The following is a 25,269-nucleotide window of genomic DNA, read 5'->3' as shown; positions in this document are numbered from 1 at the left end:
GCCCACCGGGCGTACGCACGCGACCACCGAACTCGGCCTGACCGGCGCCGACTTGGTCGGCCACTCCATGGGTGGCGCGGCCGCGGCGCTGCTCGCCGAGGAGGCGCTAGGCCTCATCGGCAGGCTCGTGCTGGAGGAGACTCCGCCGTTCTTCCCGCTCGACCCGCCGCGCGGCCCCGCCGAGCGCCCCGGGCGGGCGCCGGGCTTCGACTTGACCGTCATCGAGGCCACCGACGCCCAGCTGAACGACCCCGACCCGGCCTGGCGCGGCCGGTTCGCCGCCATCGCCACGCCCACACTGGTCGTCGCGGGCGGCCGGGCCGGCCACGTCGACCAGAAGACGCCGGCCTGGATGGCCTCGCGGATACCGGACGCCCGCCTCGTCACCATCGGCGCCGGCCACCTCGTGCACACCGATCGGCCCGAACAATTCCTGTCCGCACTCGGGGAGTTCGGTATCGGCCGGACGCACGGCTCCGGTCGGCTGCCGTCCCTGCCGTCCCTGCCGTCCCTGCCGTCCGATCAGGTGCCGTCGGCCTCGGCGGCGACCGAGCGCGCCCAGCGGTAGTCCGCCTTGCCGCTGGGGGAGCGCTGGATGCTGGGGGCGATCACCAGCTGCCGGGGCACCTTGTAGCCGGCCAGGCGGGTGCGGCAGTGGGCCTGTATCCCTTCGAGCGTCGGCGCGGCCGCCCCGGCGCGAACCTGGACCACCGCCGCCACGTGGCTGCCCCACTTGGCGTCCGGCACCCCGGCCACCAGCGCGTCGTACACATCGGGATGCGCCTTGAGGGCCTGCTCGACCTCCTCCGGGTACACCTTCTCGCCGCCGGTGTTGATGCACTGCGAGCCCCGCCCGAGCACCGTGACGATGCCGTCCTCGTCGACGGTCGCCATGTCGCCGAGCAGCACCCACCGCTCGGCACCCTTCTGGAAGAAGGTCTCGGCGGTCTTCGCCGGGTCGTTGTAGTAGCCCAGCGGTACGTGCCCGCGCTGGGCGAGCCGCCCCACCTCGCCGACCGCGACCGGCTCGTACGACACCGGATCGACCACCTGCGTACGCTCGTTGACCTCCAGCCGGAAGCCCTTCTCCGGGCCCGAGTCGTCCGTGGCCTTGCCGTTGGAGCCGGACTCGGACGAGCCGAAGTTGTTGAGGATCAGCGCGTTCGGCACCAGCGCCTGCAACTGGTCGCGCACCGTCTCGGACATGATCGCGCCGGACGATGACACGCTGAACAGCGAGGACATGTCGGTGCCCCGGAGCGGGCCGTGCAGCGCGTCGACGAGGGGCCGCAGCATCGCGTCACCGACCAGGGAGACGCTGGTGACCCGCTCCCTCTCGATCGTACGGAGCACCTCTGCGGGGACGTACTTGCGGTGGATGACCACCCGCTGGCCGTAGTTGAAGGCGACGAAGGAGGTCAGGGTGGAGGTGCCGTGCATGAGCGGGGGAGCGGGAAAGAAGGTGAGGCCCGAGCCGCTCTTGGCGACCCGTTCGGCCAGCTCCTCGGGGCGCTTCACCGGTTCACCGGCCGGTTCGCCGCCGAACAACCCGGCGAAGAACAGGTCCTCCTGACGCCACATCACTCCCTTGGGCATCCCCGTGGTGCCGCCCGTGTAGATGATGAACTGGTCGTCCGCCGAACGCGCCGCGAAGCCCCGCGAGGCGGAGCCGCGGGCCTCCGCCTCGGCAAACGCCGTCGCGGCCAGGGCCGGGGCCCCGTCGGGAGCGGCCCCGACCCGGACCAGGTGCCGCAGCTTCTCCGTGCGGGGCAGTGCGCCCGCGACCCGCTCGGTGAACTCGGCGTCGAAGACGAGGGCCGCGAGGTCGGCGTCCCGATAGAGATAGACCAACTCCTCTTCCACATAGCGGTAGTTGACGTTGACCGGCACCAGCCGCGCCTTGAGCGCGGCGAGCACGGTCTGCAGGTATTCGATGCCGTTGTAGAGGTGCAGGCCCAGGTGTTCACCGGGCTTCAGGCCCGCGTCGATGAGGTGGTGCGCGAGCCGGTTCGCCGCCTCGTCCAGCTGACGGTACGTCAGTCTGCGTTCGGCGCCCGTTCCGGGATGGTCGATGTACACGAGCGCTTCGCGGTCCGGGACCACGTCGACGACGGACTCGAACAGGTCGGCAAGGTTGTACTCCACCATTCCTCCTGACACCGGCCCCGACTGAACTCGGGGGTCATCAGAACAAAGCCGCGCACAACAGGGAAGGGGTGCCGCAGAAGAAAACTGACTGAGTGTCAGAAAACTATTGAACTGACACCGCCCCTACTGCAACCTGTTCTAGGTCTTGAGACGGGAGGACGGCTGTGGGCGGTACGGAACACCTCACGACGCATCGCGAGGGCGCCACCTTGGTGCTCACCCTGAACCGGCCGGAGGCGAAGAACGCGCTGTCGCTTCCCTTGCTGGTGGGGCTCTACGACGGCTGGCTGGAGGCCGACGCGGACGACTCGATCCGCTCGGTCGTGCTCACCGGCGCGGGCGGTGACTTCTGCGCCGGGATGGACCTCAAGGCCCTGGCGGGGCAGGGCATGGCCGGGGACCAGTACCGGGACCGGCTCAAGGCCGACCCCGATCTGCACTGGAAGGCGATGCTGCGCCACCACCGGCCCCGCAAGCCCGTGATCGCCGCCGTCGAGGGGTACTGCGTGGCCGGGGGTACCGAGATCCTCCAGGGCACCGACATCCGGGTCGCGGGGGCCGGGGCGACGTTCGGGCTCTTCGAGGTGAAGCGCGGGCTCTTCCCGATCGGGGGCTCGACCGTCCGCCTCCAGCGGCAGATTCCGCGCACGCACGCGCTGGAGATGCTGCTGACGGGGCGGCCGTACGGTGCGCAGGAGGCGGCCCGGATCGGGCTGATCGGGCGGGTGGTGCCGGACGGGACGGCGCTCGATGCGGCGCTGGAGATCGCGGAGCAGATCAACGCGTGCGGGCCGCTCGCCGTCGAGGCGGTCAAGGCCTCCGTGTACGACACGGCGTCCATGAGCGAGGCGGACGGGCTGGCGGCCGAGCTCGAACGCGGGTGGCCGGTGTTCGCCACGGCGGATGCGAAGGAGGGGGCGCTGGCGTTCGCCGAGAAGCGGGCCGCCGTATACCGGCGGGCCTGAGCCCCCGCCCCCGTCCTCCGGGAGAGGAGGCGCGGGGGCTCCGCCCCGGACCCGGCTCGCCTTGCGAGGCCGCTCGTCCTCGAAACGCCGGACGGGCCGCAGGTGGCCCGGAGCCCCCATCGATCGACGGAATGCGGGTGGCCGCCAGGGGCCTCGTACGTCAGAGGCCGTAGGTGGCCCGGAGCCTCGAACGCCGGACGGAATGCAGGTGCCCGCCCGGGGCCCCGTAAGCCGGAGGGGGCTGCGAGCGGCCCGGAGCCTCGAACGCCCGACGGGCTCCAAGTGGCCCGGTAATTGACGGTACTTAAGGAGTTGGATCATGGCTGGCTCTGCTGGGCCCGAGGTGTTGCGGGCGCCGCTTGTTGTCGAGTTTCCCTTCACCCGGTCCCTGGGGCCGGTCCAGAGCGCCTTCCTCACGGGGCTGCGGGAGCGGACCGTGCTCGGGGTGCGTACGGGGGACGGGCGTGTTCTCGTGCCGCCCGTGGAGTACGACCCCGTCACCGCCGAGGAGATCCGCGATCTCGTCGAGGTCGGTGCCACCGGCACCGTCACCACCTGGGCCTGGAATCCCGCCCCGCGCCGCGACCAGCCCCTCGACCGGCCCTTCGCGTGGGTGCTCGTCCAACTGGACGGCGCCGACACCGCCCTCCTGCACGCCCTGGACGCGCCCGGTCCCGAGGCCGTGCACAGCGGGATGCGCGTCCGCGTCCGCTGGGCCGCCGAACGCACCGGCGCCATCACCGACATCGCCTGCTTCGAACCCGGTGAACCCGGTGAAACGGATGAACCCGGTGGAACACGTGAGGCGGGAGGTGAACCCGCCGCGCACAGTGGCCGGTTCGACGATCCCGTCACCGGGATCGTCGCGGCCGCGCGGCTCGACTACACCTACAGCCCGGGGCGCGCCCAGTCCGCGTACATCAACGGCCTCTCCGCCCGCCGGACAGTCGGCGAGCGCTGCCCCTCCTGCCGCAAGGTGTACGTGCCACCGCGCGGCGCCTGCCCCACCTGCGGGGTCGCCACCGAGGAGCGGGTCGAGGTCGGGCCCGCCGGGACCGTCACCACGTACTGCATCGTGAACATCAAGGCGAAGAACCTCGACATCGAAGTGCCCTACGTCTACGCCCACATCGCGCTCGACGGCGCGGGGCTCGCCCTGCACGGGCGGATCGGCGGCATCCCCTACGACCAGGTGCGGATGGGGCTGCGGGTGGAGCCGGTGTGGAGCGAGGGCGGCCGCTACCCCGACCACTACCGGCCCACCGGAGAACCCGACGCCGACTACGAGACGTACAAGGAGCTGATCTGATGGCGCCCACACCCGCCGCCCGGGACGTGGCGATCGTCGCGTTCGCGCAGAGCGACCACCGGCGCCGCACCGACGAGCTGTCCGAGGTCGAGCTCCTCATGCCCGTGCTGCACCAGGTCCTGGACGCCACCGGCCTGAAGACCAGCGACATCGGCTTCACCTGCTCCGGCTCCAGCGACTACCTCGCGGGCCGCGCCTTCTCCTTCACCATGGCGCTCGACGGGGTCGGCGCCTGGCCGCCGATCTCCGAGTCCCACGTGGAGATGGACGGCGCCTGGGCGCTCTACGAGGCCTGGGTGAAGATCCTCACCGGGGAGGCCGACACCGCGCTCGTCTACGGCTACGGGAAGTCCTCTCCCGGCGAGGTGCGCGACGTACTCACCCGCCAGCTCGACCCGTACTACGTGGCGCCGCTGTGGCCCGACTCGGTCGCACTCGCCGCCCTCCAGGCCCAGGCCCTCATCGACGCGGGGGAGACCGACGAGCCCGCGCTCGCCGCCGTCGCGGCCCGCAGCCGGGACGCCGCGAGCGCCAACTCCCATGCGCAGGTGCGGGGTTCGCGCCCGCAGGGCGACTACGTGGTGCATCCGTTGCGTACCGGGGACTGCCCGCCCATCGGGGACGGCGCCGCCGCGGTGATCCTCGCCGCGGGCGACCGGGCCCGCGAGCTGTGCGCGCGGCCCGCCTGGATCCGCGGCATGGACCACCGCATCGAGGCGCACGGCCTGGGCGTGCGCGACCTCACCGACTCGCCGTCCACCCGGCTCGCCGGCGAACGGGCCGGCGCCTTCGAACTACCCGTGGACACCGCCGAGTTGCACGCACCGTTCACCTCGCAGGAGATCGTCCTGCGCAAGGCGCTGCGGCTCGGCGACGACGTCGCCGTCAACCCGTCCGGCGGCGCGCTCGCCGCGAACCCCGTGATGGCGGCCGGCCTCGTACGGCTCGGCGAGGCCGCCGCCCGCATCCACCGGGGCGAGTCCGACCGGGCACTCGCGCACGCCACGTCCGGCCCCTGCCTTCAGCAGAACCTGGTCGCCGTCCTGGAGGGGGAGTCATGAGCAAGGAACCCGTGGCCGTCGTCGGCGTCGGCCAGACCAAGCACGTGGCCGCCCGGCACGACGTGTCGATAGCGGGACTCGTCCGCGAGGCCGCCCAACGGGCTCTGGAAGACGCCGGGTTGGGCTGGTCGGACATCGACGCCGTCGTCATCGGCAAGGCGCCCGACTTCTTCGAGGGCGTCATGATGCCCGAGCTCTACCTCGCCGACGCGCTCGGCGCGGTCGGCAAGCCGATGCTGCGGGTGCACACCGCGGGCTCCGTCGGCGGCTCGACCGCGCTGGTCGCCTCCAACCTGGTCGCCGCCCGGGTGCACCAGACCGTGCTCACCCTCGCCTTCGAGAAGCAGTCCGAGTCCAACGCCATGTGGGGCCTGTCCCTGCCGATCCCGTTCACGCAGCCGCTGCTCGCGGGGGCCGGGGGCTTCTTCGCCCCGCACGTCCGGGCGTACATGCGGCGCACCGGCGCCCCCGACACGGTGGGCTCCCTCGTCGCTTACAAGGACCGGCGCAACGCCCTGAAGAACCCGTACGCGCATCTGCACGAGCACGACATCACCCTGGAGAAGGTCCAGGCCTCCCCGATGCTGTGGGACCCGATCCGCTACTCCGAGACGTGCCCGTCCTCCGACGGGGCCTGCGCGATGATCCTCACCGACCGTGCGGGCGCGGCCCGTTCGCCCCGCCCGCCCGCCTGGGTGCACGGCGGCGCGATGCGCAGCGAGCCGACCCTGTTCGCGGGCAAGGACTTCGTCTCCCCGCAGGCGGGCAAGGACTGCGCGGCCGACGTGTACCGGCAGGCCAAGATCGCCGACCCGCGGCGCGAGATCGACGCGGTCGAGATGTACGTGCCGTTCTCCTGGTACGAGCCGATGTGGCTGGAGAACCTGGGCTTCGCCGCCGAGGGCGAGGGGTGGAAGCTCACCGAGGCCGGCGTCACGGAACTCGACGGCGACCTCCCCGTGAACCCGTCGGGCGGGGTGCTGTCCACCAATCCCATCGGAGCCTCCGGCATGATCCGCTTCGCCGAGGCGGCACTCCAGGTGCGCGGGCTGGCCGGCGAACACCAGGTGGACGGGGCCCGCAAGGCCCTCGGCCATGCCTACGGCGGCGGCTCCCAGTTCTTCGCGATGTGGCTCGTCGGCGCCGAACCGCCCACCGGCTGAGGCCCGTTCGCGGCGGGCGGGCCCGGGTACTCCTTCCGTGGCCTGTCCGTCCCCGCGGACGATCGCTAGGGTGGCCCCGAACGACAGAACCGGGGAGGAGCACGGACGTGGCTGACACCAGCACAACCCAGCACACCTTGCGGACCCTTGCGGGTCACACCCGTTCCGGCTGGGACAAGCCGGAGCTCGACCTCAGTCAGGCCGAGTGGCAGTCGAGCAGTCAGGGGGCGGGGGACGTCCAGATCGCCTTCGTCGAGGGTTTCATCGCCATGCGCAACAGCGGCAGCCCCGGCAGCCCGTCGCTGATCTTCAGCCCCGCGGAATGGCGGGCCTTCGTGATCAACGCGCGCGACGGCGAGTTCGACCTCACCTAGCGTCCGCGCCCCGCGGCTGCCGGTCCCGCCGGTGCGCCTTCGTGTCAGGAGGGGGTGTTGAGGAGGCCGGTTGCCTCCTCAACACCCCCTTCTCATATGCCGGGTGAACGCTAGGCGCCTTCCCGCTCCTCCGTGGCCTGCTCGGGGAAGAGCCGCGCCCAGGGCCGCTGACGGCCCTCGCTGACGGCGGCGATGCCCGCCTCGCCGTACCGCGCGGTCTCCAGGGACCACGCCAGGTTGCCGCTCATCAGGGCACGCATGCCGTCGACGTAGTCGTCCACGTTCGCCCGCACCTGCTCGGGAAGCGCGGTCTTGTCGAGCTGGGCGGCGAGCTCGATGGTCAGCTCCTGGAAGCGCGCGATGCGGGAGTTGGCCATGACGGCCACCCGGCGCAGAGCCTGTTCGACGGTGCAGGCCTCCTGCCGCATCAGGATGATCACGCTGTTGTTGACGTCGCCCGCCGCCAGCTCCTTGTCCACGGACACCATGTCGTTGACGAAGATGACCACATCGGCGGTGATCTCCCGCATCTCGGCCAGCGGCACCCCGCCGTGGAGCTCCCGGGGCAGCGTGTAGCCGCCGCAGCGCTCCACCAGGTCCAGACAGGGCTGCACGCCTATGGAGTCCCGGCGGCCGCGCAGGAAGCCGGGCAGCGACAGGGTGCCGTTGCGGGTGCGGTTCAGCGCCTCCCAGTGATACGCCGTCAGATACTCGCGCCAGTGCGCCCGGAAGCGGTCCTGCCACAGTAACGGCGTGCCCGCGGTGACCCGTTGCCAAAGATCACGAAAACTTTCGGCCAGCCGGTTCGTCGTCTCGCCCGCCACCGGAGCCTCGTCACTCATGGTGCGCAACACCGTGTCGATCTGACGCAGCACCACGTCGGGGCGCTTCCCGAGCGGACCGTCGAACTGGTCGTCGAAGACGAAGAACCAGGCGTTGAGGTCGGTCGCCAGTGCGAGATGCGCGTCCGAGGCGTCGGGATAGAAGTACGCCATCAGGCGCTCCAGGCCCATCGCGTCGTACTCGGCCGTGGCCTGCTCCCCGGCCAGCATGCCGAACTCGTAGAGCCAGTCGAGCGTGTGGCGCCGGGCCAGGGCGTCCCGGGGATGCCTGCGGGCCGGAAAGGGAATGTCGACGAGACCGGTCCGCATCCTGGCCGACCGGACCCTGCCAGTGCTGCCCATGCGGCACCGCCTCCTTCACTGCTCCGTACGTAGTTCAATCATCAAGGTGAGGGCCTCCCGAAGCCAGTCGCGCGGTGGCGGAGTCCGACAGCGCATGGGGGGCGTACGAGGCCCCTCCTGGCGCCCCACCGGGACATTTGGATGCCAACCACCCATGGATTCAGCCAACTTAAACAGTCAAGGAGGAGACGGAGGTCGGGTATTCATGTCACGGTACGTATCCGGGGCGTAGGCTCGGTGCTACTGCCAGAAGGGGACCGCTGTGGCGGAGACGAAGGGCCGGGGCGGCGTGCCGCGCCGGATGCTCTTTGAGCGCGACGAAGAACTGCTGCTGTTCGACAGCATGTTGGACGATCTGTGCGGCCGGGCAGGTGAGGGGAGCGCGCCCAACGGCGGACTGCTCGCCATCGCCGGATCGGCCGGCCTGGGCAAGACCACCCTGGTGGCCGAGGTCCGGCGAAAGGCCGCGGCCCGCGGCTGCACCCTGCTGGCCGCACGCGGCAGCGAGCAGGAGGAAGGCGTCGCGTTCCACGTCGTACGCCAGCTCGTGCAGCCGGTCCTCGCCGCGACGAGCGAGGAAGAACACCGCAAGATACTGGGGAGTTGGTACGACATCGTCGCACCGGCGGTCGGCCTGGTCGCCGGAAAGAGCGGGGTGGCACCCGATCCGCAAGGCGTGCGGGACGGCCTCGACTGGCTCGTCACCCGCTTCGCCGTCCAGTACGCACCCGTGGTGTCGCCGTCCAGTACGCACCCGTGGTGCTCGTGGTGGACGACGCACACTGGGCGGACGAGGAGACCCTGGCCTGGCTCACCTCGTTCGCGCTGCGCGCGGCCGACCTGCCGCTGCTCATCGTCGTCGCCTACCGGCCCGAGGAACTTCCGCGCCACGCGGCCGAGTTCCGCCGGCTCGCCACCCGGCACGGCTCGCGCCCGCTGGACCTCTCGCCGTTCACCCCGGCCGCCGTCAGCGACCTGGTGCGCGACGTGCTCGGCGAAGGCGGCGACGAACTGTTCGCACGCGAATGCTGGGCCCTGACCGCGGGCAACCCCTACGAAGCCGTCGAGCTCGTCGCGAGGATCCGCGACCGCGGCATCAAACCGCAGTACGCCAACGCCACCGAACTGCGCGAACTGGCCTCCGCCGTACGCGGCAACGGCCTCATCGAACGCCTGGAGCGGCTCGGCCCCTCCGCGTTCCGGCTCACCTGGGCCGTCGCCGTGCTCGGCACCGACGCACGCCGGGAGATGGCCGCCGGAGTCGCGGGACTCGGCGTGGAGGAGATGGCCGACGCGATCGGCAAGCTCCGCGACGCCCGCATCCTGGCCGAGCAGAGCGACGACCATCCGGACCGGCTCGACTTCTTCCACCCGCTCGTCGGCACCGCGGTCTACCGCGCCATCCCGTCCGCCATGCGCGTCGCGATGCACGGCCAGGCCGCCTTCGCCGTCAGCGAGGCCGGACTCGGCGCCACCTCCGCGGCCCGGCACATCCTGGAGATGCACCCCGAGAACGACCGGTGGGCGGTGCGCCAGCTGCGGGCCGCCGCCCGCGACTACCTGCGGGCCGGTGCCCCGGACGCGGCCCGGCGCTGTCTGGCCCGCGCCCTGCGCGAACCACCCGCCCTGGAGGAGCGCGCCGAAGTCCTCTTCGAACTCGGCTGCTCGGCGCTCCTGAACGAGCCCGCCACCACCGTCAACCACCTCAAGGCGGCCCTCGAAGAGCCCGAACTCGCCCCGGAACTGCGCGAAGCCGTCACCTACCGGCTCGCCCAGGCGCTGGCCCACACGGACCGGATGGGCGAGGCCGCCGCCATCGTGGGCGCCGAGGCCAAGAACTCCGGCAGCGCCCGTACACGGCTGCGCATGCAGGCCGAGAGCTTCCAGTGGAACGCCTTCCGCGCCGACGAGGAGGACTCCCCGGCGCGCTCGCGCAGCCTGGCCCGGCTCGCCGAGCACATCACCGGGCGCGGCAAGGCCGAGCGCTACATCCTCGGCCTGCGCGCCTGGGACGCGATGGTGCGCGGCGAACCCGCCGAGACGGCACTGCGCTACGCCGAGGAGGCCCTGGAGGGCGGGCTCTCCTGGACCGACGACAACTGGGGCTTCGAGGTCCCGGTCCTGGTCGCGCTCACCTTCATGTACTGCGACCAGCCCGGCCGCGCCGACGAACTGTTCACCCAGGGCATCGCCGACTGCGAACGCAAGGGCTGGCGCGGCGCGCACCTGTCCTTCGGCCTGACGCTGCTCGGCTACATCAAGTTCCACCGCGGCCGGCTCTCCGAGGCCGAGGACCTGGTGCACAGCGGACTGCGGATCGCCGACCGCGTGGGCCATCAGGTGCCCGCGCAGTGGTTCGCGCTCGGCATCCTCATCGAGATCCTGCTCGCCCGCGGCCGGGTCCAGGACGCGCAGGAACTCTCCGACGCCTACAACTACGGCCAGGTCGTTCCCAACGCCGTCGTCTACCCGGACTCCGAGACCGTCTACAGCGAGCTCCTCATCGCCCGGGGACTGCGTACGGATGCCGAGGAACGGCTGCGCGCGGTCGGCCGCAGGCTGGAGCCGCGCGGCATGCGCAACCCGATGTGGTGCCCGTGGCGCCCGCTCCTGGCCCAGACGATCGCCCACACCGATCCCGTCGAGGCCGCCGCGATCGCGCAGGAGGGCGTCGAGATCGCCCGCCGCTTCGGCACCCCGGGTGCGGTCGGCCGCGCCCTGCACGCGGCGGCCAAGGTGACCTCCGGCGCCGACAGCCTGGCCCTGATGTCCGAGGCGGTCCGGCAGCTCGAAAAGTCTCCGGCCGCCTACGAGCTGGCCCAGGCACTGATCGACCACGGCGCGATGCTCAGCCGCGCCGGTCTGCCGCAGGACGCGGCCGACCTGCTCATGCGCGGCCTGGAGAGCGCCGCCCTGTGCGGGGCCGACGCCCTGGCCGCCCGGGCCCGTGAGGAACTCGCCGCCTCCGGGCTCCGCCCGCTCCAGCTGCGGGCCGTCGACTCGGACTCGCTGACCTCCCAGGAGAAGGCCGTGGCCGAGCGGGCCGCCCAGGGCTGGGAGAACCGGCGCATCGCCGAGGAGCTCGGCACCAAGGAGCGCACCGTGGAACTCCTGCTCTCCGGTGCCTTCCGCAAGCTCGGCACCAACCGCGACGGACTCGCCGGGCTGCTGCCCCACCAGTCCCGCGGCTCCGGAGTCCGAGGAGTGCCCGGCCTCTGAAGCACCCCGGCACGGCCCCGGCCCCCGAGCGCCCGCCAGCGGGGGAGCCGGGGCCGTGGCACGCCGCCCCGCCCGCGGGAGCGGAGTACGGCCACCCGCACGCCCCAGGGCCCCGCAGGACGCCGGGTGTCGACCCGCCCAGCGCTTCGGGCCCGGCTCCGCCGGAGCGCCGGGGGCACGTACCATTGACGGCATGTCCTTCCTCCGCCGCCGCAGCGCCGCCACTCCCGCGGGCCCGGACTTCGACGTCCTGGCCATGGACCCGGGTGACTGGCCCGGCAACCTGGGCGCCGGTCTGCTGCCCGCCCCCGACGGCAGCTGCCAGGGTGTCTTCCTGCGCTACGACCTGTTCGGCGGCCGCGGCCCCGCGATGATCATCGGCAATCTGCCGGCGGGCTCCCCGGCCCGTGAGATGGCCGAGGGGCAGGTTCCCTTCGAGGTCGCCCAGCTCCTGGTGGCCCTGGAGAACGACGAGCCGATCGAGGTCGTCGGCACCGAGGACATGCCGGTGATGCAGGGCGACAACCTCCTCATCGTGCGCCGGCTCAAGCTCTCCGAAAGCCGCATCTCCTGCGTCCAGTTCGACCGCAGCGACGACGTCCTCGTCACGATCGCCAGCTGGGACCGGCCGATCACGGACGACCTGTACGCCCTCCTGAAGCCGCTGCCCGCGGAGCTCTTCCAGCAGAGCTGACCGGGCCCGCGCACCGGCCGACAGCCCGGCACCCTCCGCCCGAGGTGCCGGGCCGCTTCATGTCCGGGGCCCGGAGCGCCCGGCGCCGGTGGCGGCTCCCGAACGCCGCCGACCCTGAACCCGGCCTGCCCGTACGTCCGTTGAGCCCGTCGCGACACCGGCAGGTCGGGGCCGCCGCCACTGGTCTCGTCCACTGATACAAGTCGGCGCGCCCGAGGGGTACTTGACGAGCCGTCATGCCGGGTCGCACTGTGTCCCGCGCGCACCCACGCGCGGCTGCGGCGAGAGAGCCCCGCACCTTCCGGCAAGAAGGGTTGTCCATGACGTCCAAGCAGAGGATCAGACTCGCGCTCGCTACGGCGACGGCCGGAGCCCTGGGCCTGGCCCTGGCCCCCGCCACCGCGGCGAGCGCGGCGGGCTCCGGCACCGAATGCCCCCGCGTCCTGAAGTGCGACTGGGTTCCGGCCGCCTACCAGCAGACCGGCGACCCCGCCAACAAGGAGGCGTACGGCAACTACGACGTCTCCGACCGGCCGAACACGAACAGGATCAAGTACATCGTCCTGCACGACACCGAGGAGACGTACGCGACCACCCTGAAGATCTTCCAGGACCCGACACGCGCCGCCTCCGCGCACTATGTCGTGCGGTCCGGCGACGGTCACGTGACCCAGATGGTCAAGACCAAGGACGTCGCCTGGCAGGCCGGCAACTGGTACATCAACTCCGACTCCATCGGGATCGAGCAGGAGGGCTACGCCACCGAAGGCGCCACCTGGTTCACCCCCGCGATGTACCGCTCGACCGCGGCCCTGGTGCGCTACCTCGCGGACAAGTACGACATCCCGCTGGACCGTCAGCACATCCTCGGACACGACACCGTGCCGCCCACCACGGCCGGCGGCACCGCCGCCATGCACTGGGACCCGGGGCCGTACTGGGACTGGAACTACTTCATGGGCCTGCTCGGCCGCCCCACCGAGCAGACCGGCCGCCCCGGCGGTCAACTGGTCACCGTCAACCCGGTGTTCAAGCAGAACGTCCAGGCCTTCCGCGACTGCGAGAAGAACATCGACCTGCCCGCCCAGCCGTCGAGCGCGGTCCCGCTGTACACCCAACCCTCCACCACGGCACCGCTGTTCGCCGACCCCGGCCTCCACCCCCCGGGCCAGAGCGGGACCAACTGCGCGGGCGACTGGGGCAGCAAGATCAGTGCCACCCAGCAGGCCGTGGTCGCCGAACGCAAGCCGGGCTGGACCGCGATCTGGTGGTACGGACAGGAGGCCTGGTTCCAGAGCCCCGCCCACACCCGAACCGCCACCGCGACCGCCGGCTACGTCGTACGCCCCAAGCGGGGCCGGACCGACGTCCCGGTCTACGGCACCGCCTACCCGGCGGCCGGCGACTACCCCGCGGACTTCACCGCGCCCCGGGTGAGCACCCCGCTCGCCTACACCATCAAGGCCGGACAGTCCTACCCCGGTGGTGAGCCGACGCCGACCGGTTACTACTACGCCCCCACCATCGACTCGTCCTATCCCTACGACCACACGTACTTCCCCGGCAGCACCCGCTACGTCACGGTGCAGATCGGCCACCGGATCGCCTTCGTGAAGGCCTCCGACGTCGACGTCGTACGCGTCCGCTAGGCCTGGCCAGGTCCCGGCCGAGGGTATGGCAGCGGGCCGCGCGCCCAGTGTGTCGGCACTGGACGCGCGGCCCGCTTCCCCCCTCGCCCGGCCGTCAGCGCGTGCCGACCGCCGCCCGCACCGCCCGCCGCGCCAACGCGCAGTCGTCGTGCAGCCTGCGCAGCAGCAGTCGCTGCTGCTCCCCGGCGGACAGCACGCCAGGGGCGTTCTGCACCGGGCTCGACGGCGTCGCATCCCGCATGGTGCGCTGCACCGCCGTCTCGTACGTCCGGATCTCCCGGGTCAGTACGAGCATCAGGTTCACCAGGAACGCGTCCCGCGCCGCAGGACCCGCCGCCTGGGCGGCCGAGGCGATCTGCCGTCGCTCCACGGGTGCGTCGCCCAGGACCGCCCACAGCGTCGCCAGGTCGTACCCGGGCAGGTACCAGCCCGCGTGCTCCCAGTCGACCAGGACCGGACCGGCCGGTGAAAGGAGGATGTTGGACAGGAGCGCGTCACCGTGCGAGAACTGCCAGTCGACCCGGCCCGACAGGGCGAGACCGTGGATCAGTTTCTGAAGGTCGCTCAGATCCCGGTCGGTGAAGAGGCCGAGCTCGTGGTAGCGCGCGATCCGGGGCGCGTAGTCCAGGGGCCTGCCGAACATCTCGGCCGGCGGCCGCCAGGCGTTGACGCGCCCGATCGCCCCGAGGGCGGCCCTCACGTCCGCGCGCGGGGGAGCCTCGACCGGGTGTCGGGTCAGGGCCGCCGCCCGGCCGGGCATCCGCTCGATCACCAGGGTGCAGTTGTCGGGATCGGCGGCGATCAGCCGCGGCACCCGCACCGGTGGGCGGTGCCGGACGAACGCGCGATATGCAGCTATTTCGTGCCGGAAGCGCTCGGCCCAGGCGGGCGAATGGTCCAGTAAACACTTGGCGACGGCCGTCGTGCGTCCTGTCGTCCCGACGATGAGCACGGAGCGTCCGCTGTGCCGCAGCACCTGCACCGGGTTGAACTCCGGACAGATCCGCTGCACCGAGGCGATCGCGATGCGCAGCTGGGCGCCCTGGGGGCCGGAGAGGTCGATTCTTCCGCTGAGCGGCTGCGGGGCCGCCCCCGGCCGGCGTGGCATCCGGCCCGCGCCGTACGCCGAGCCGGCGTGGGTGGGGTCGAGGTACGGTCCGCCACCCGCTCCCAGGGGACGGTGCGGCCGGGGCGGCGTGGACACGGAGGACGATGCTGTGTACATGGGGGTGACAGATCCCTTCGTGTGCCGACAAGTTGCGTGCGCTACCCGTCCCGGTGGCCGAGCCGCACCCTGGGGAATGAGGTCCGGCCCCCGGGTCGGGGTGGCGCTCTCTTACCTGACACCCGGCCGCGGGTGGCACACCATCTGGCGTGCCCTGGCGAACCCTGGCGAATAGTCGCGCCGCATCTGACAGGGGATTACTGTCAACTCAGCCGAGAACCTGGGGGCTTGACGTGAGCGGACAACCCAACACCCGTCTGAACGACCTGTTCGGCCTCGCCGGATGGTCCAAGGGCGAACTCGCGAGAATGGTGAACCGGCAGGCGGCGGCCATGGGCCACCCCCAACTGGCCACCGACACCTCACGGGTGAGGCGTTGGATCGACATGGGGGAGACCCCGCGCGATCCGGTGCCCAGGGTGCTGGCGGCGCTGTTCACCGAGCGGCTCGGCCGTGTCGTGACCATCGAGGACCTCGGGTTCGACCGGCACGGGCGCGCTGGAAAGCGGAACGACGTCAGGAACATCAAGAATCCGGACGGCCTTCCGTGGGCGCCCGAACGGACGGCAGCGGTCCTCACCGAATTCACGGGAATGGACCTCATGCTCAACCGACGCGGTCTGGTGGGCGCGGGCGCCGCGCTCGCCACCGGCTCAGTACTCAGCAGCGCCATGCACGACTGGCTGCACACCGACCCCGTACTCTCGGCCGACGCCCCCCGCCACCACGACCCCCTGCACGCCGACCCCGCCGGGTTCGACCGCTACGAGGCCGCTCCCATCGGGTCGCAGGAGATCGACGCGCTGGAGCGCTCGGTCGAAGTGTTCCGCGCCTGGGACGCCTCCCGGGGTGGCGGACTCCAGCGCAAGGCGGTGGTGGGCCAGCTCAACGAGGTGGGCGGCATGCTCGCCTACCGCCACCCCGACCATCTCCAGCGCCGCCTGTGGGGCGTCGCCGCCAACCTCGCCGTCCTGGCGGGCTGGATGTCGCACGACATCGGTCTGGAACCCACCGCGCAGAAGTACTTCGTCATCGCCGCCCACGCGGCCCGCGAGGGCGGCGACCGCCCGCGTGCCGGCGAGGCCCTCTCGCGGGCCGCCCGCCAGATGGTTCACCTGGGCCGCCCGGGCGAAGCACTCGATCTGATGAAGCTCGCCAAGTCCGGCTCGGGCGAGGAGACCCTGCCGCGCACCCGGGCGATGCTGCACACCATCGAGGCATGGGCCCAGGCGTCCATGGGGCGCGGGCAGGCGATGCGCCGCACCCTCGGTGAGGCGGAGGAGCTCTTCGTCTCCGACAAGGGCGATGTGCCGCCGCCCAGTTGGATGCAGATGTTCGACGAGGCGGATCTGCACGGCATGGAGGCCCTGGCCTTCCGCACGCTCGCCGAGCACGATCCGGCCGCGGCCACCATCGCGCAGCACCACGCCAAGCAGGCGCTCGAACTGCGGGTGGGCGGCCGTCAGCGCTCGAAGATCTTCGACTACATCTCGCTCGCGTCGGCCTGCTTCATCGCCGACGACCCGGAACAGGCGGACCGCTACGCCCGCCTGGCCCTGGTGTCGATGGGGGAGACCTCCTCGCACCGCACCTGGGACCGGCTGCGCGAGATGTACCGGCTCACCAACCAGTACGCGGGCCACGGAAAGATCCAGGACCTCCGGGAGGAGATCCAACAGGCCCTGCCCCAGGCCCCGTTGAAGCGGAGCCGGGTGGCGGACATCTAGAAGGGGGTTGTACGCCCGAAACGTACAACCCCCCGGTGCGAGGCCGTTCACGGCCGCCTGTGGGTCAGGAGGCCCATGCGTCAGGACCCGATACGGGCCACCAGCACACAGGCGTCGTCGGCACGCTCGTGCTCGCCGAACTCCTCGACGATCATCCGTACGCAGTCCTGGGCCGTACGGCCGCCGTCGAAGAGCGGGGCGAGTGCGAGCAGCCGGCGCTGCTCGCCGTCGTCGGACGTGCCGTGCCGGGTCAGCCCGCCGGTGCCGAGCACGAGCAGGTCGCCCGGGTGCAGGGTGACCTCGGCCTGACCGTAGGCGGCCCCGTGGGTGGCGCCGAGCAGCACCCCGTCCGGTGCGCTGAGGGCGCGTCCCGTCCCGTCGCGGAAGAGCAGCGGGGCGGGGTGGCCGGCCTGGGACCAGATGAGCCTGCGCCCGGCGGGCTCGTAACGGCAGCAGACCGCACTGCCCAGGGCGGGCTGCACGGTCTGTTCCAGAAGCTGGTTGAGGTGGCCCATCAGGGGGCCCGGGCCGATGCCCGCGACGGCCATCCCGCGCAGGGCGCCTAGGAGCATCGCCATGGCGCCGGTCGCGGTCACGCCGTGGCCGGTGAGGTCGCCGACGGTCAATAACGAGGCGCCGTCGGGGAGTTCGAGCGCGTCGTACCAGTCGCCGCCGATCAGGGCGCCGGCGGAGGACGGCAGATAGTGCGCGGCGATGTCGAGCGCGGCGGGGCCGCCCTGCGGGAGTCGCAGGGAGCCGCGCCACGGTGGCAGCACGGCCTCCTGCAACTCGACCGCGAGCCGGCGCTCGGTCTGGGCGATGTGGCGCCGGCGCTGAAGGCAGTCGCGGCTCTCCCGCACGGCCCGCTGGCTGCGTCGCAGCTCACTCACATCGCGCAGGACGGCCCACATCGAAGCGGTGCAGCCGTCGGCGTCGAGCACGGGCTCGCCCATCATGTGGAGCGTACGGACCTGGCCGTCGGGCCGTACGATCCGGAACTCCCCGTCGATCGGCCTGCCGTCCACCAGGGCGTCGGTCACCATCGTGGTGAGCAGGGCCTGGTCGTCCTCGACCACCACGGCGGGCAGTTCGTCGAGCGACATGCCACCGCTCCCGGCGGCGCGGCCGAAGATCTGGAACAGCTCCTCGGACCAGCTCACCGCGTCCGTCAGCAGGTCCCACTCGGCGCTGCCGACCCGGGTGAGCAGGGTGGCGGCCTCCGGTCCCTCACCGAAGGCGCTCTCCACGGCGAGCGCCGCCGCGTCCTCCTCCTCGGCGGTCAGGCCGTCGCGCAGTTGGTCCAAGTGCGAGCCCAGGTCGTCGAGTTGATGGACCGCCAGGTCGCACAGGGCGCGCTGCCAGCGTACTTGGGCGTCGTCCTCGTCCACGAGCGCGTCGCGGCGCACCGCGTCCACGCCGCCGCGCAGTCGGCGGGTCTGCGTGATCAGTGCGTCGACCGTGCCCCGCTCGGGCGGTTGGGGAGCGGGACGGTCCGCGAACAGATGGGACGGCATGACGTTCTCCGATGCGGCCGCGGTAGAGCCTGGTCTGGTGAAGTGGACCGGTTACGAGGGTTGCACAGGGAGCGATGCCCCGTAAGGGATTTGGCAACACTCGATACGGTGGTGCTTCTGGCATATGTCAAAGGCGAGCGGTTTCACCCCGCGCGAGCCGGATCGGCCGCGGGGCATATGCGGATCGGCCTCATGCGCGGACCGGCAGCGCGAAAGCGGCCACACACAGCGCGACCGCGCCGGCGCCGGCCGCCGGCGAGCAGCTCCACACCAGGAGGGACGTCAGGGCGGCGCCCGCCACGACCGCCGCGAGCCGTCCGGCGACCCAGCGGTCGGCATGTTCGGCCTCGCGCTTCGCGAGACGGCCCGCGAGGTTCGTGAACGTCCCCGTGAAATAGGTGGTGGGGGTGCCCCAGGCCCGCGCCTGCACCCCCATCGCCAGGGCCGCCGCGAACAGCAGCACCAGCTGCGGGCCGAGCGAGCGTCCGGAGCCGAGGCCCCAGGCCGCCGCGGCGAAGGCGAGCAGAACGGTCTGCGCGGTGAGCAGCAGGCGCGGCGCGAGGCGCGCGGCGGCCAGGGCCGCACCGGCCGCCCCCAGCGCGTACCCGGCCAGGGCGACCACGGCGCGGGGCACCGCGTCGCGGTCCCCGGCGCCCACCGATGCGCCTACCAGAACGAGATTGCCGGTCATCACCCCGGCGAACACTTTCCCCAGACAGAGGAAGGCGAAGGCGTCGGTGGCCCCGGACGCCGCCGAGAGCACCAGGAGGAACCGCTGGTCGGTCCGGTCGGCATTCGGTGTCGTGATCGCGGAACCCATCCGTGCATTCTCGCCCTCTCCGTCTGTACGGACCTGCCGCGACGGCGCCGACCCGAGGGAAGATCCGGATCGGTCGGAAGCGGCGCGGGCGCGCCCGCACCGGACCCGACCCCGTGGCACGTCCACGACAAGAGTCCACTACGGTCCCTGTGAGCACATCGGCCCGCCGCGCGGGCCCCACGGGAGGAAGAGCATGAAGATCGACTGGGACCGGCGCACCTGCGCGCGCCGCGGCCACGAGACGTACGCGCCGCAGGAGGCCGTGCTGCGCGAGCGGCTGAGGGCCGAGACCGGTCTGGGCGAGGCCTGGCGCTGTCTGCGCTGCGGTGACTTCGCGCTGGGGGAGCCGCACGGTTCGGGGCCGGCCGAGGACGCGCCGCTCGTGCCGCGCGGCAAGGTGCTGCGCGATCTGTTCATCCTGCGCTTCCTGGCCGTCGAGCGGGCCGTGCGCGGCCTCTTCATCGTGCTCGTCGCGGTCGCGGTCTGGAAGTTCAGCAACAGCCAGGACGCGGTGCGGCGGTTCTTCGACGAGTACCTCGACGTGTTCCGGCCGGTCTTCCGCCACTTCCACTACGACCTGGACCACTCGCCGGTCGTCGGCACCATCCAGAAGACCTTCGACTACAAGCACTCCACGTTGCTGATCGTCGCGGTGGCGCTGCTCGTCTACGCGCTGATCGAGATCGTCGAGGGCGTCGGGCTGTGGCGCGCCAAGCGCTGGGCCGAGTACCTCACCGTCGTCGCCACGGCGATGTTCCTGCCGCTGGAGATCTACGAACTCACCGAGAAGATCAGCTGGGTGAAGATCGTCACGCTGACGATCAACATCCTCGCCGTCCTCTACATCCTGCTCGCCAAGCGCCTGTTCGGCCTGCGGGGCGGGCATGCGGCCTTCGAGGCCGAGCGGCACAGCGCCTCGCTCATCGAGGTGGAGAGCTCGGCCGGCGTCGCGGCGCACCGATGAGGTGTAACTCCCGGACCGGGGGTACGGGTTGCCCGACGGGTACAGATACAGACAGCGTGCGGCGGCCTGCCGCACCGAGCGTCCTTGGGGGATGACAAGCATGAACGAACCGCACTCCACGCCCACGCACCGGACCGGACGGCTGCGCCGGGTGGCCGTGCTGCTCACGCTGGTGCTCGGCACCGCGCTCGTGGCGGGCCCGGTGACGGCCGAGGCCGCGCCGCGTGCCGCCGTGGTCGCCTCGTCGGCCTCGTCGGCCGCTTCGGCCGGGCAGGCGGCGCCGGCGACCGAGGTGGCTCAGGCCCAGGCGCGGGCCGGACAGCACACCGTCGCGAGCAAGTCCGTCGTGACCGCGTCGAAGAAGAGCAAGAAGACCAAGAAGAAGGGCGGCTTCTTCAAGAAGCTCGGCATCTTCCTGCTGATCATCGTGATCCTCTTCATCGCGCTGATCGTGTTCGTGATCTGGTTCATCGTGAGCCGGCTGCGCAGGCGCCGCGACCGGCACTGACCGCTCAGTCGCCGGGCCGCCGCGGGCGCATCCGCTGCCCGACCGCCCCGCCGTCGGTCTCCCACCAGGGCCGCACCAGTTCCGCGTCCTCCGGCCGCCCCCCGACGGGGGCGGCCGGAGCCAGTTCCGCGTCCAGTCGGCGGTCGAGCACCGCGCGCTGGGCGCGGTCGGCGCGCGACCACTGCACCAGGACGGCGAGCAGGAACGGCAGCGACACCAGCTCCGCGATGGAGACCATGGCGCCGCCGCCGAGCTGCTGGTCGCGCTGGACGTCGGGTGCCCACGCGGGCGCGTGGTGCAGGTACCAGGCGCCCGCGATCAGGGTGCCGTGGGTCATCACCACGATGCCGGGGACCGCGTCGATCAGCCCGTCGAGGAAGACGAGCGCGGCCCGCACGGGATGGGTGCACCACGCGGGCAGCGCCTCCTCGCGGGTGAGGACCGGCAGCACGAACAGGCTCCCGGCGAGCAGCAGTTGGAGGTACATCAGCTCGTGCAGCGGGCCGTGGCGCAGGGCGCTCTCGAAGTACGGCGTGAAGTAGATGCAGAGCTCGGAGCCGAGCACCAGGACGGTGCTGACCAGCGGGAAGGTGAGGAAGCGCACCAGGCGTCCGCCCATCGCGCGCCGGAGGCGTCCCGCGCCGCGTTCGGGCAGCGCGAGCATGCCGAGCCGCAGCGGATCGCCGAGCGCCAGGCCGAGCGGCGCGATCAGGTCGAGCAGGACGTTCTGCACGGCGGCCGGCCAGAACAGCTCGGTGTCGTACACCGCGAGCGCCGACATCGTGGCGACGGCCAGGCTGCCGAGGCCCAGCAGTGCGAAGGCCGCGATGCGGGGCAGCGGCCAGCGCTCGCCCCGGCGGCGCAGCCGGACCACGCCCCCGGCGTAGAGGCCGCCCAGGACGACGGTCAGCAGGAGCGCCGCCGCGTCCGGCCGCCACACCGTCAGCAGCCGCCCCGTCGTCAGCTCGGGCAGGTCCCCCGCCGCCATGCTCAGCGCCATACCGGACATCCGGGCCCATCTCCTCACCGGCCCGTGACGTACGACGGGCCGTCCACACGCTAGCCCCGCCGCCAGGCCACCCCCGCACCGGGCCCCCGGGCACGTTCGGCCGAAGGTATGGATTCGGCCGAAGAACGTGTAGACGTCATAGGTGCCTGAGGCATGTAGTGGAGATCGGCAAGACGGATCCCTTCGCTTGCGAGGTCTACATGACAGGCACCGACACCAGCGTCACCACGGACCACTCCGCCACCGACACCGGCAGCGTCGACTTCCCGCAGGACCGCAGCTGCCCCTACCACCCGCCCACGGCCTACCAGCCGCTGCGCGACGAACGTCCGCTCGCCCGCGTCCGGCTCTACGACGGGCGGACCGTGTGGATGGTCACCGGGCTCGCCGAGGCGCGCGCCCTGCTGGCCGATTCACGGCTGTCCACCGACCGGGAGAACGAGGCCTTCCCGCTGCCGACGGCCCGGTTCGCCGGGGTCACCAGGCGGCGGGTCGCGCTGCTCGGCGTCGACGACCCCCAGCACGCCACCCAGCGCCGGATGCTGATCCCCAGCTTCACGCTCAAGCGGACCGCCTCGCTGCGGCCGCAGATCCAGGAGACCGTCGACCGTCTCCTCGACCGGATGATCGGGCAGGGGCCGTCCGTCGACCTGGTCACCGCGTTCGCGCTGCCGGTGCCCTCCATGGTGATCTGCGCCCTGCTCGGCGTCCCGTACGAGGACCACGAGTTCTTCGAGGGCCAGTCCCGCAAGCTGCTGCGCGGGCCGGAGCCCGCCGACATCGAGGCGGCCCGTGACGCCCTGGAGGACTACTTCGTCCGGCTCATCGACCACAAGCAGAAGGAGCCCGGCGACGGGCTGCTCGACGAGCTCATCGAGCAGCGCCTGAACGAAGGGGTGCTCGACCGGCAGGAGCTGGTGGACTTCGCGACCATTCTGCTGGTCGCCGGCCACGAGACCACCGCGAACATGATCTCGCTCGGCACCTTCACGCTCCTCCAGCACCCGGAACAGCTGGCCGAACTGCGCTCCGACGCGGCGCTGATGCCCGCCGCCGTCGAGGAGCTGCTGCGCTTCCTGTCGATCGCCGACGGGATGCTGCGGGTGGCCCTGGAGGACATCGAGATCGGCGGGCAGACGATCCGGGCGGACGAGGGCGTCGTCTTCTCGACGTCGGTCATCAACCGGGACAGCGCCAGCTACGAGGAGCCCGACCGGATCGACTGGCACCGCTCCACCCGGCACCACGTCGCCTTCGGCTTCGGCATCCACCAGTGCCTCGGCCAGAACCTGGCGCGGGCCGAGATGGAGATCGCGCTGCGCTCCCTCTTCGACCGGCTGCCGGGCCTGCGGCTCGCGGTGCCCGCCGAGGAGATCCCGTTCAAGCCGGGCGACACCATCCAGGGCATGCTCGAACTCCCCGTCACCTGGTAGCGGTCCCCCACCCGAGGAAAGGAGCCGCACCATGCGGATCGGCATCGACAAGGACGTCTGCATCGGCGCGGGGCAGTGCGCACTGACCGCCCCCGGCGTCTTCACCCAGGACGACGACGGGTTCAGCGCGTTGCTGCCCGGCCGTGAGGACGGCGCCGGTGATCCCCTGGTCCGCGAAGCCGCCCGGGCCTGCCCCGTGCAGGCGATCACCCTGGACGACTAGCGAAACGTCCGGTTCCGGTCAGTCCTCGGAGCCGGTGATCAGACGCTGCACAGCCGGCGCGTAGAGGTCCGCCAGCTGCTCGGGCGTGGCGCGTTCCCCGGCGCCGGGCCGGTGCAGGCTGAGGGTCGCGCCCAGGCCGAGCAGCAGACCGGCGATCAACTCGGCTCTCAACTCGCTGGCCCCGCCGTGCAGTTGACGAGCCAGCCGGGACGTGACCTGCTCGCGGAACCGCTCCCGCAGCAGGGTCCGTTCGTCCATGTTGCCCAGCGAGAAGACCGCGCGGAGCAGCGGGTCCCCCTGGTCCTCGCGCCGCATCCGCACCAGGGTCAGGACCAGGTGCCGCCCCAGCGTCGCCGGCGGGGCCGCGAACAGCGCGTCGGCGGCCGGCCCGAAGTCGGCGACCGTGTGGAACAGCCGCTCCTTGCTGCCGAACCGCTTGACGATGAGGGAGGCGCTGACCCCCGCGTCGGCGGCGATCGAACGCATCGTGACCTCCGCGTACGGGCGCAGCGTGAACGCCCGCCGCGCCGCACGCAGAATCGCGTCCTTGCCCGTCCCCGCCTCGACTCCGGTGGGCTGCTGCCCCGTCATGCGCTCTCCTGTGCCGTCGTGCGTCCCGTCGCGCCCGTGGCGCTGTCCGCTCCGACGGTAGCGGTGGCCGGCGCGGTGCGGCCCGGCAGGAACAGCGTGGCGACGAGGGCGGCGAGCGCCGCACCGGCGGCGATCAGGAACACCAGGAGATAGGCGTGCAGGGTCGGCACCGTGTGGCCGCCGGCCTGGAAGGTGACGTTCGCCAGGATCGCGGCGACCACCGCGCTGCAGCAGGCCTGGCCGACCGAGCGCATCAGCGTGTTGAGCCCGTTGGCCGCGCCCGTCTCGCTCACCGGGACCGCGCGCATCACCAGGGCGGGCAGCGCCGAGTAGGCGATCGCGGTGCCGCAGGCAACCACCGTCGCTCCCGCGATGATCATGGGCAGGCTGTGGCTGGTGAAGAACCGCACCCCGTAGCCCACCGCCATGACGGCGGCGGCGAGCGCGAGCGCCGCCTTCGGCCCGTACTTCGCGGAGATCTTGGCCGACACCGGGGAGAGGGCCACCATCGAGAGGCCGCCCGGCAGCAGGCAGAGCCCGCTGACCACGATGGAGGCGCCCAGCCCGTACCCGGTGGCCTTGGGCTCCTGCACCATCTGCGCGGTGACGAGGGAGTTGGCGTAGAAGGCGAACCCGATCAGGAGGGCCGCCACATTGGTGAGCAGGACGGCGGGCCGTGCCGATACGCGCAGGTCCACCAGGGGGGAGCGGGTGCGCAGTTCGTAGGCGCCCCACAGCGGCCAGATCACCACGGCCGCGCCGAGCAGGGCCAACGTGCGCGGTGAGGTCCAGCCCCAGTCGGCGCCCTGGGTGATGGCGAGCAGCACCGCGACCAGGGCCGCCGAGAGGCCGAGCGCGCCCACCCCGTCGAACCGGCCGCGCGAGCGCAGCGGCGACTCCGGGACGACCCACAGGACGAGGACGATGTCGAGCACCCCGAGCGCGGCCGAGGCCCAGAACATGGTGTGCCAGTCGAAGTGCTCGACGACCAGCGCCGCGACCGGAAGGCCCACGGCCGCGCCGATGCCGAGCGTCGAACTCATCAGGGCCACCGAGGACAGCACCTTGGCCGGCGGCAGCTCGTCGCGCATGATGCTGATGCCCAGCGGGATCACCGCGAGCGCCGCCCCCTGCAGGGCGCGGCCCGCGATCAGGATGCCGATGTGGGAGCTGACCGCGCACATCACGGAACCCGCCGTGAGCACCCCGAGCGAGACGAGCAGCAGCTTTCGCTTGCCGTACATGTCACCGGCCCGTCCGAGCACCGGCGTGAACACCGCCCCGGTCAGCAGCGTGACCGTGACCAGCCAGCTGGCCGCGGCGGGGGTGCTGCCGGTGAGCGCGGGCACGTGCGGGAGCAGCGGCACCACCAGGGTCTGCATCACGGCCACGACGACCCCGCAGAACGCCAGGACCCCGACGAAGAAACGGGGACGCGGCGGATCTGCGGGCAGGGGTATCGCTGGGGGCATGACTCTCCGTACGACAG

General features: G+C 71.9%; 23 protein-coding genes. 14 read left to right on the top strand and 9 right to left on the bottom strand.

What is annotated here, in order from left to right; genetic code table 11:
• Window positions 1-37 precede the first annotated feature (37 nt).
• Complete coding sequence (locus tag IE267_RS40485; RefSeq protein ID WP_373304601.1) at window positions 38-568, top strand: alpha/beta fold hydrolase; 531 nt, start codon at window positions 38-40, stop codon at window positions 566-568.
• Here IE267_RS40485 and IE267_RS27710 read toward each other — a convergent pair.
• Window positions 523-2,145 carry an acyl-CoA synthetase gene (locus tag IE267_RS27710; RefSeq protein WP_189765089.1) on the bottom strand — a complete coding sequence of 541 codons (1,623 nt, stop codon included), beginning with the start codon at window positions 2,143-2,145 and terminating at the stop codon, window positions 523-525. The genes IE267_RS40485 and IE267_RS27710 overlap by 46 nt on opposite strands.
• Before the next feature lie 167 nt (window positions 2,146-2,312).
• Here IE267_RS27710 and IE267_RS27705 point away from each other — a divergent pair, with 167 nt between their 5' ends.
• The 5 genes from IE267_RS27705 (at window position 2,313) to IE267_RS27685 (ending at window position 7,020) form a co-directional block, all read left to right on the top strand.
• Window positions 2,313-3,113 (top strand): crotonase/enoyl-CoA hydratase family protein, encoded by an 801-nt coding sequence (locus IE267_RS27705; protein WP_167160045.1) that lies wholly within the window; start codon window positions 2,313-2,315, stop codon window positions 3,111-3,113.
• Between the two features lie 319 nt (window positions 3,114-3,432).
• Window positions 3,433-4,422 (top strand): Zn-ribbon domain-containing OB-fold protein, encoded by a 990-nt coding sequence (locus IE267_RS27700; protein WP_189765088.1) that lies wholly within the window; start codon window positions 3,433-3,435, stop codon window positions 4,420-4,422.
• The gene (locus IE267_RS27695) at window positions 4,422-5,483 is read left to right on the top strand and encodes a thiolase family protein (RefSeq protein ID WP_189765087.1); all 1,062 of its coding nucleotides are present in this window, start codon (window positions 4,422-4,424) and stop codon (window positions 5,481-5,483) included. The genes IE267_RS27700 and IE267_RS27695 overlap by 1 nt, the downstream gene beginning before the upstream one ends.
• A complete protein-coding gene (locus tag IE267_RS27690; RefSeq protein WP_189765086.1) occupies window positions 5,480-6,646 on the top strand; it encodes a thiolase family protein in 1,167 nt (388 codons plus the stop codon). Before IE267_RS27695 ends, IE267_RS27690 begins: the two co-directional genes overlap by 4 nt.
• A 107-nt stretch (window positions 6,647-6,753) precedes the next feature.
• Entirely contained in the window at window positions 6,754-7,020 is a 267-nt protein-coding gene (locus IE267_RS27685) for a DUF397 domain-containing protein (protein ID WP_373300102.1), read from the top strand.
• Window positions 7,021-7,130: 110 nt separating this feature from the next.
• On the opposite strand, the gene IE267_RS27680 is transcribed toward IE267_RS27685, so the two are convergent.
• Together IE267_RS27680 and IE267_RS40305 are read right to left on the bottom strand one after the other, a co-directional pair.
• Entirely contained in the window at window positions 7,131-8,204 is a 1,074-nt protein-coding gene (locus IE267_RS27680; protein ID WP_167160053.1) for an isoafricanol synthase, read from the bottom strand.
• A gap of 208 nt (window positions 8,205-8,412) precedes the next feature.
• Window positions 8,413-8,790 carry a hypothetical protein gene (locus IE267_RS40305; protein ID WP_308428857.1) on the bottom strand — a complete coding sequence of 126 codons (378 nt, stop codon included), beginning with the start codon at window positions 8,788-8,790 and terminating at the stop codon, window positions 8,413-8,415.
• Between the two features lie 182 nt (window positions 8,791-8,972).
• Here IE267_RS40305 and IE267_RS27675 point away from each other — a divergent pair, with 182 nt between their 5' ends.
• The 3 genes from IE267_RS27675 (at window position 8,973) to IE267_RS27665 (ending at window position 13,766) form a co-directional block, all read left to right on the top strand.
• On the top strand, window positions 8,973-11,423 hold the full coding sequence (locus IE267_RS27675) for a LuxR C-terminal-related transcriptional regulator (RefSeq protein WP_308428856.1): 2,451 nt from the start codon (window positions 8,973-8,975) through the stop codon (window positions 11,421-11,423).
• Window positions 11,424-11,616: 193 nt separating this feature from the next.
• The gene (locus IE267_RS27670) at window positions 11,617-12,117 is read left to right on the top strand and encodes a hypothetical protein (protein ID WP_161244551.1); all 501 of its coding nucleotides are present in this window, start codon (window positions 11,617-11,619) and stop codon (window positions 12,115-12,117) included.
• A gap of 320 nt (window positions 12,118-12,437) precedes the next feature.
• Window positions 12,438-13,766, top strand: coding sequence for an N-acetylmuramoyl-L-alanine amidase (locus IE267_RS27665; protein WP_189765085.1), 1,329 nt, complete (start codon window positions 12,438-12,440; stop codon window positions 13,764-13,766).
• Window positions 13,767-13,860: 94 nt separating this feature from the next.
• On the opposite strand, the gene IE267_RS27660 is transcribed toward IE267_RS27665, so the two are convergent.
• Entirely contained in the window at window positions 13,861-14,991 is a 1,131-nt protein-coding gene (locus IE267_RS27660) for an aminoglycoside phosphotransferase family protein (protein WP_161244549.1), read from the bottom strand.
• A 233-nt stretch (window positions 14,992-15,224) separates the two neighbouring features.
• On the opposite strand from IE267_RS27660, the gene IE267_RS27655 reads away from it, so the two are divergent.
• Entirely contained in the window at window positions 15,225-16,718 is a 1,494-nt protein-coding gene (locus IE267_RS27655) for a DNA-binding protein NsdB (RefSeq protein WP_167160059.1), read from the top strand.
• An 80-nt stretch (window positions 16,719-16,798) separates the two neighbouring features.
• Here IE267_RS27655 and IE267_RS27650 read toward each other — a convergent pair whose 3' ends face one another.
• Complete coding sequence (locus IE267_RS27650) at window positions 16,799-18,232, bottom strand: PP2C family protein-serine/threonine phosphatase (RefSeq protein WP_167160061.1); 1,434 nt, start codon at window positions 18,230-18,232, stop codon at window positions 16,799-16,801.
• Between the two features lie 190 nt (window positions 18,233-18,422).
• Window positions 18,423-19,052, bottom strand: coding sequence for a DUF1275 family protein (locus IE267_RS27645; protein ID WP_189765084.1), 630 nt, complete (start codon window positions 19,050-19,052; stop codon window positions 18,423-18,425).
• Window positions 19,053-19,245: 193 nt separating this feature from the next.
• Here IE267_RS27645 and IE267_RS27640 point away from each other — a divergent pair, with 193 nt between their 5' ends.
• Both IE267_RS27640 and IE267_RS27635 read left to right on the top strand, forming a co-directional pair.
• Window positions 19,246-20,016 (top strand): DUF2127 domain-containing protein, encoded by a 771-nt coding sequence (locus IE267_RS27640; RefSeq protein ID WP_167160065.1) that lies wholly within the window; start codon window positions 19,246-19,248, stop codon window positions 20,014-20,016.
• A 100-nt stretch (window positions 20,017-20,116) separates the two neighbouring features.
• Complete coding sequence (locus IE267_RS27635) at window positions 20,117-20,524, top strand: hypothetical protein (RefSeq protein ID WP_189765083.1); 408 nt, start codon at window positions 20,117-20,119, stop codon at window positions 20,522-20,524.
• A 4-nt stretch (window positions 20,525-20,528) separates the two neighbouring features.
• Here the strand turns inward: IE267_RS27635 and IE267_RS27630 are convergent, their stop codons facing one another.
• The gene (locus IE267_RS27630; RefSeq protein WP_229861457.1) at window positions 20,529-21,533 is read right to left on the bottom strand and encodes a cytochrome c oxidase assembly protein; all 1,005 of its coding nucleotides are present in this window, start codon (window positions 21,531-21,533) and stop codon (window positions 20,529-20,531) included.
• A gap of 200 nt (window positions 21,534-21,733) precedes the next feature.
• Between IE267_RS27630 and IE267_RS27625 the strand changes: the two genes are divergently transcribed.
• Entirely contained in the window at window positions 21,734-22,966 is a 1,233-nt protein-coding gene (locus IE267_RS27625) for a cytochrome P450 (protein WP_167160067.1), read from the top strand.
• Between the two features lie 31 nt (window positions 22,967-22,997).
• Entirely contained in the window at window positions 22,998-23,189 is a 192-nt protein-coding gene (locus tag IE267_RS27620) for a ferredoxin (protein ID WP_161244472.1), read from the top strand.
• 18 nt (window positions 23,190-23,207) lie between these two features.
• Here the strand turns inward: IE267_RS27620 and IE267_RS27615 are convergent, their stop codons facing one another.
• Together IE267_RS27615 and IE267_RS27610 are read right to left on the bottom strand one after the other, a co-directional pair.
• On the bottom strand, window positions 23,208-23,780 hold the full coding sequence (locus IE267_RS27615) for a TetR/AcrR family transcriptional regulator (RefSeq protein WP_189765082.1): 573 nt from the start codon (window positions 23,778-23,780) through the stop codon (window positions 23,208-23,210).
• Complete coding sequence (locus tag IE267_RS27610) at window positions 23,777-25,252, bottom strand: MFS transporter (protein ID WP_189765081.1); 1,476 nt, start codon at window positions 25,250-25,252, stop codon at window positions 23,777-23,779. Before IE267_RS27610 ends, IE267_RS27615 begins: the two co-directional genes overlap by 4 nt.
• Between the last annotated feature and the right edge of the window lie 17 nt (window positions 25,253-25,269).

This window comes from Streptomyces xanthochromogenes (assembly GCF_014650455.1).
Lineage (GTDB): Bacteria > Actinomycetota > Actinomycetes > Streptomycetales > Streptomycetaceae > Streptomyces > Streptomyces xanthochromogenes.
This window is presented reverse-complemented; position numbering and strand designations above follow the sequence as displayed.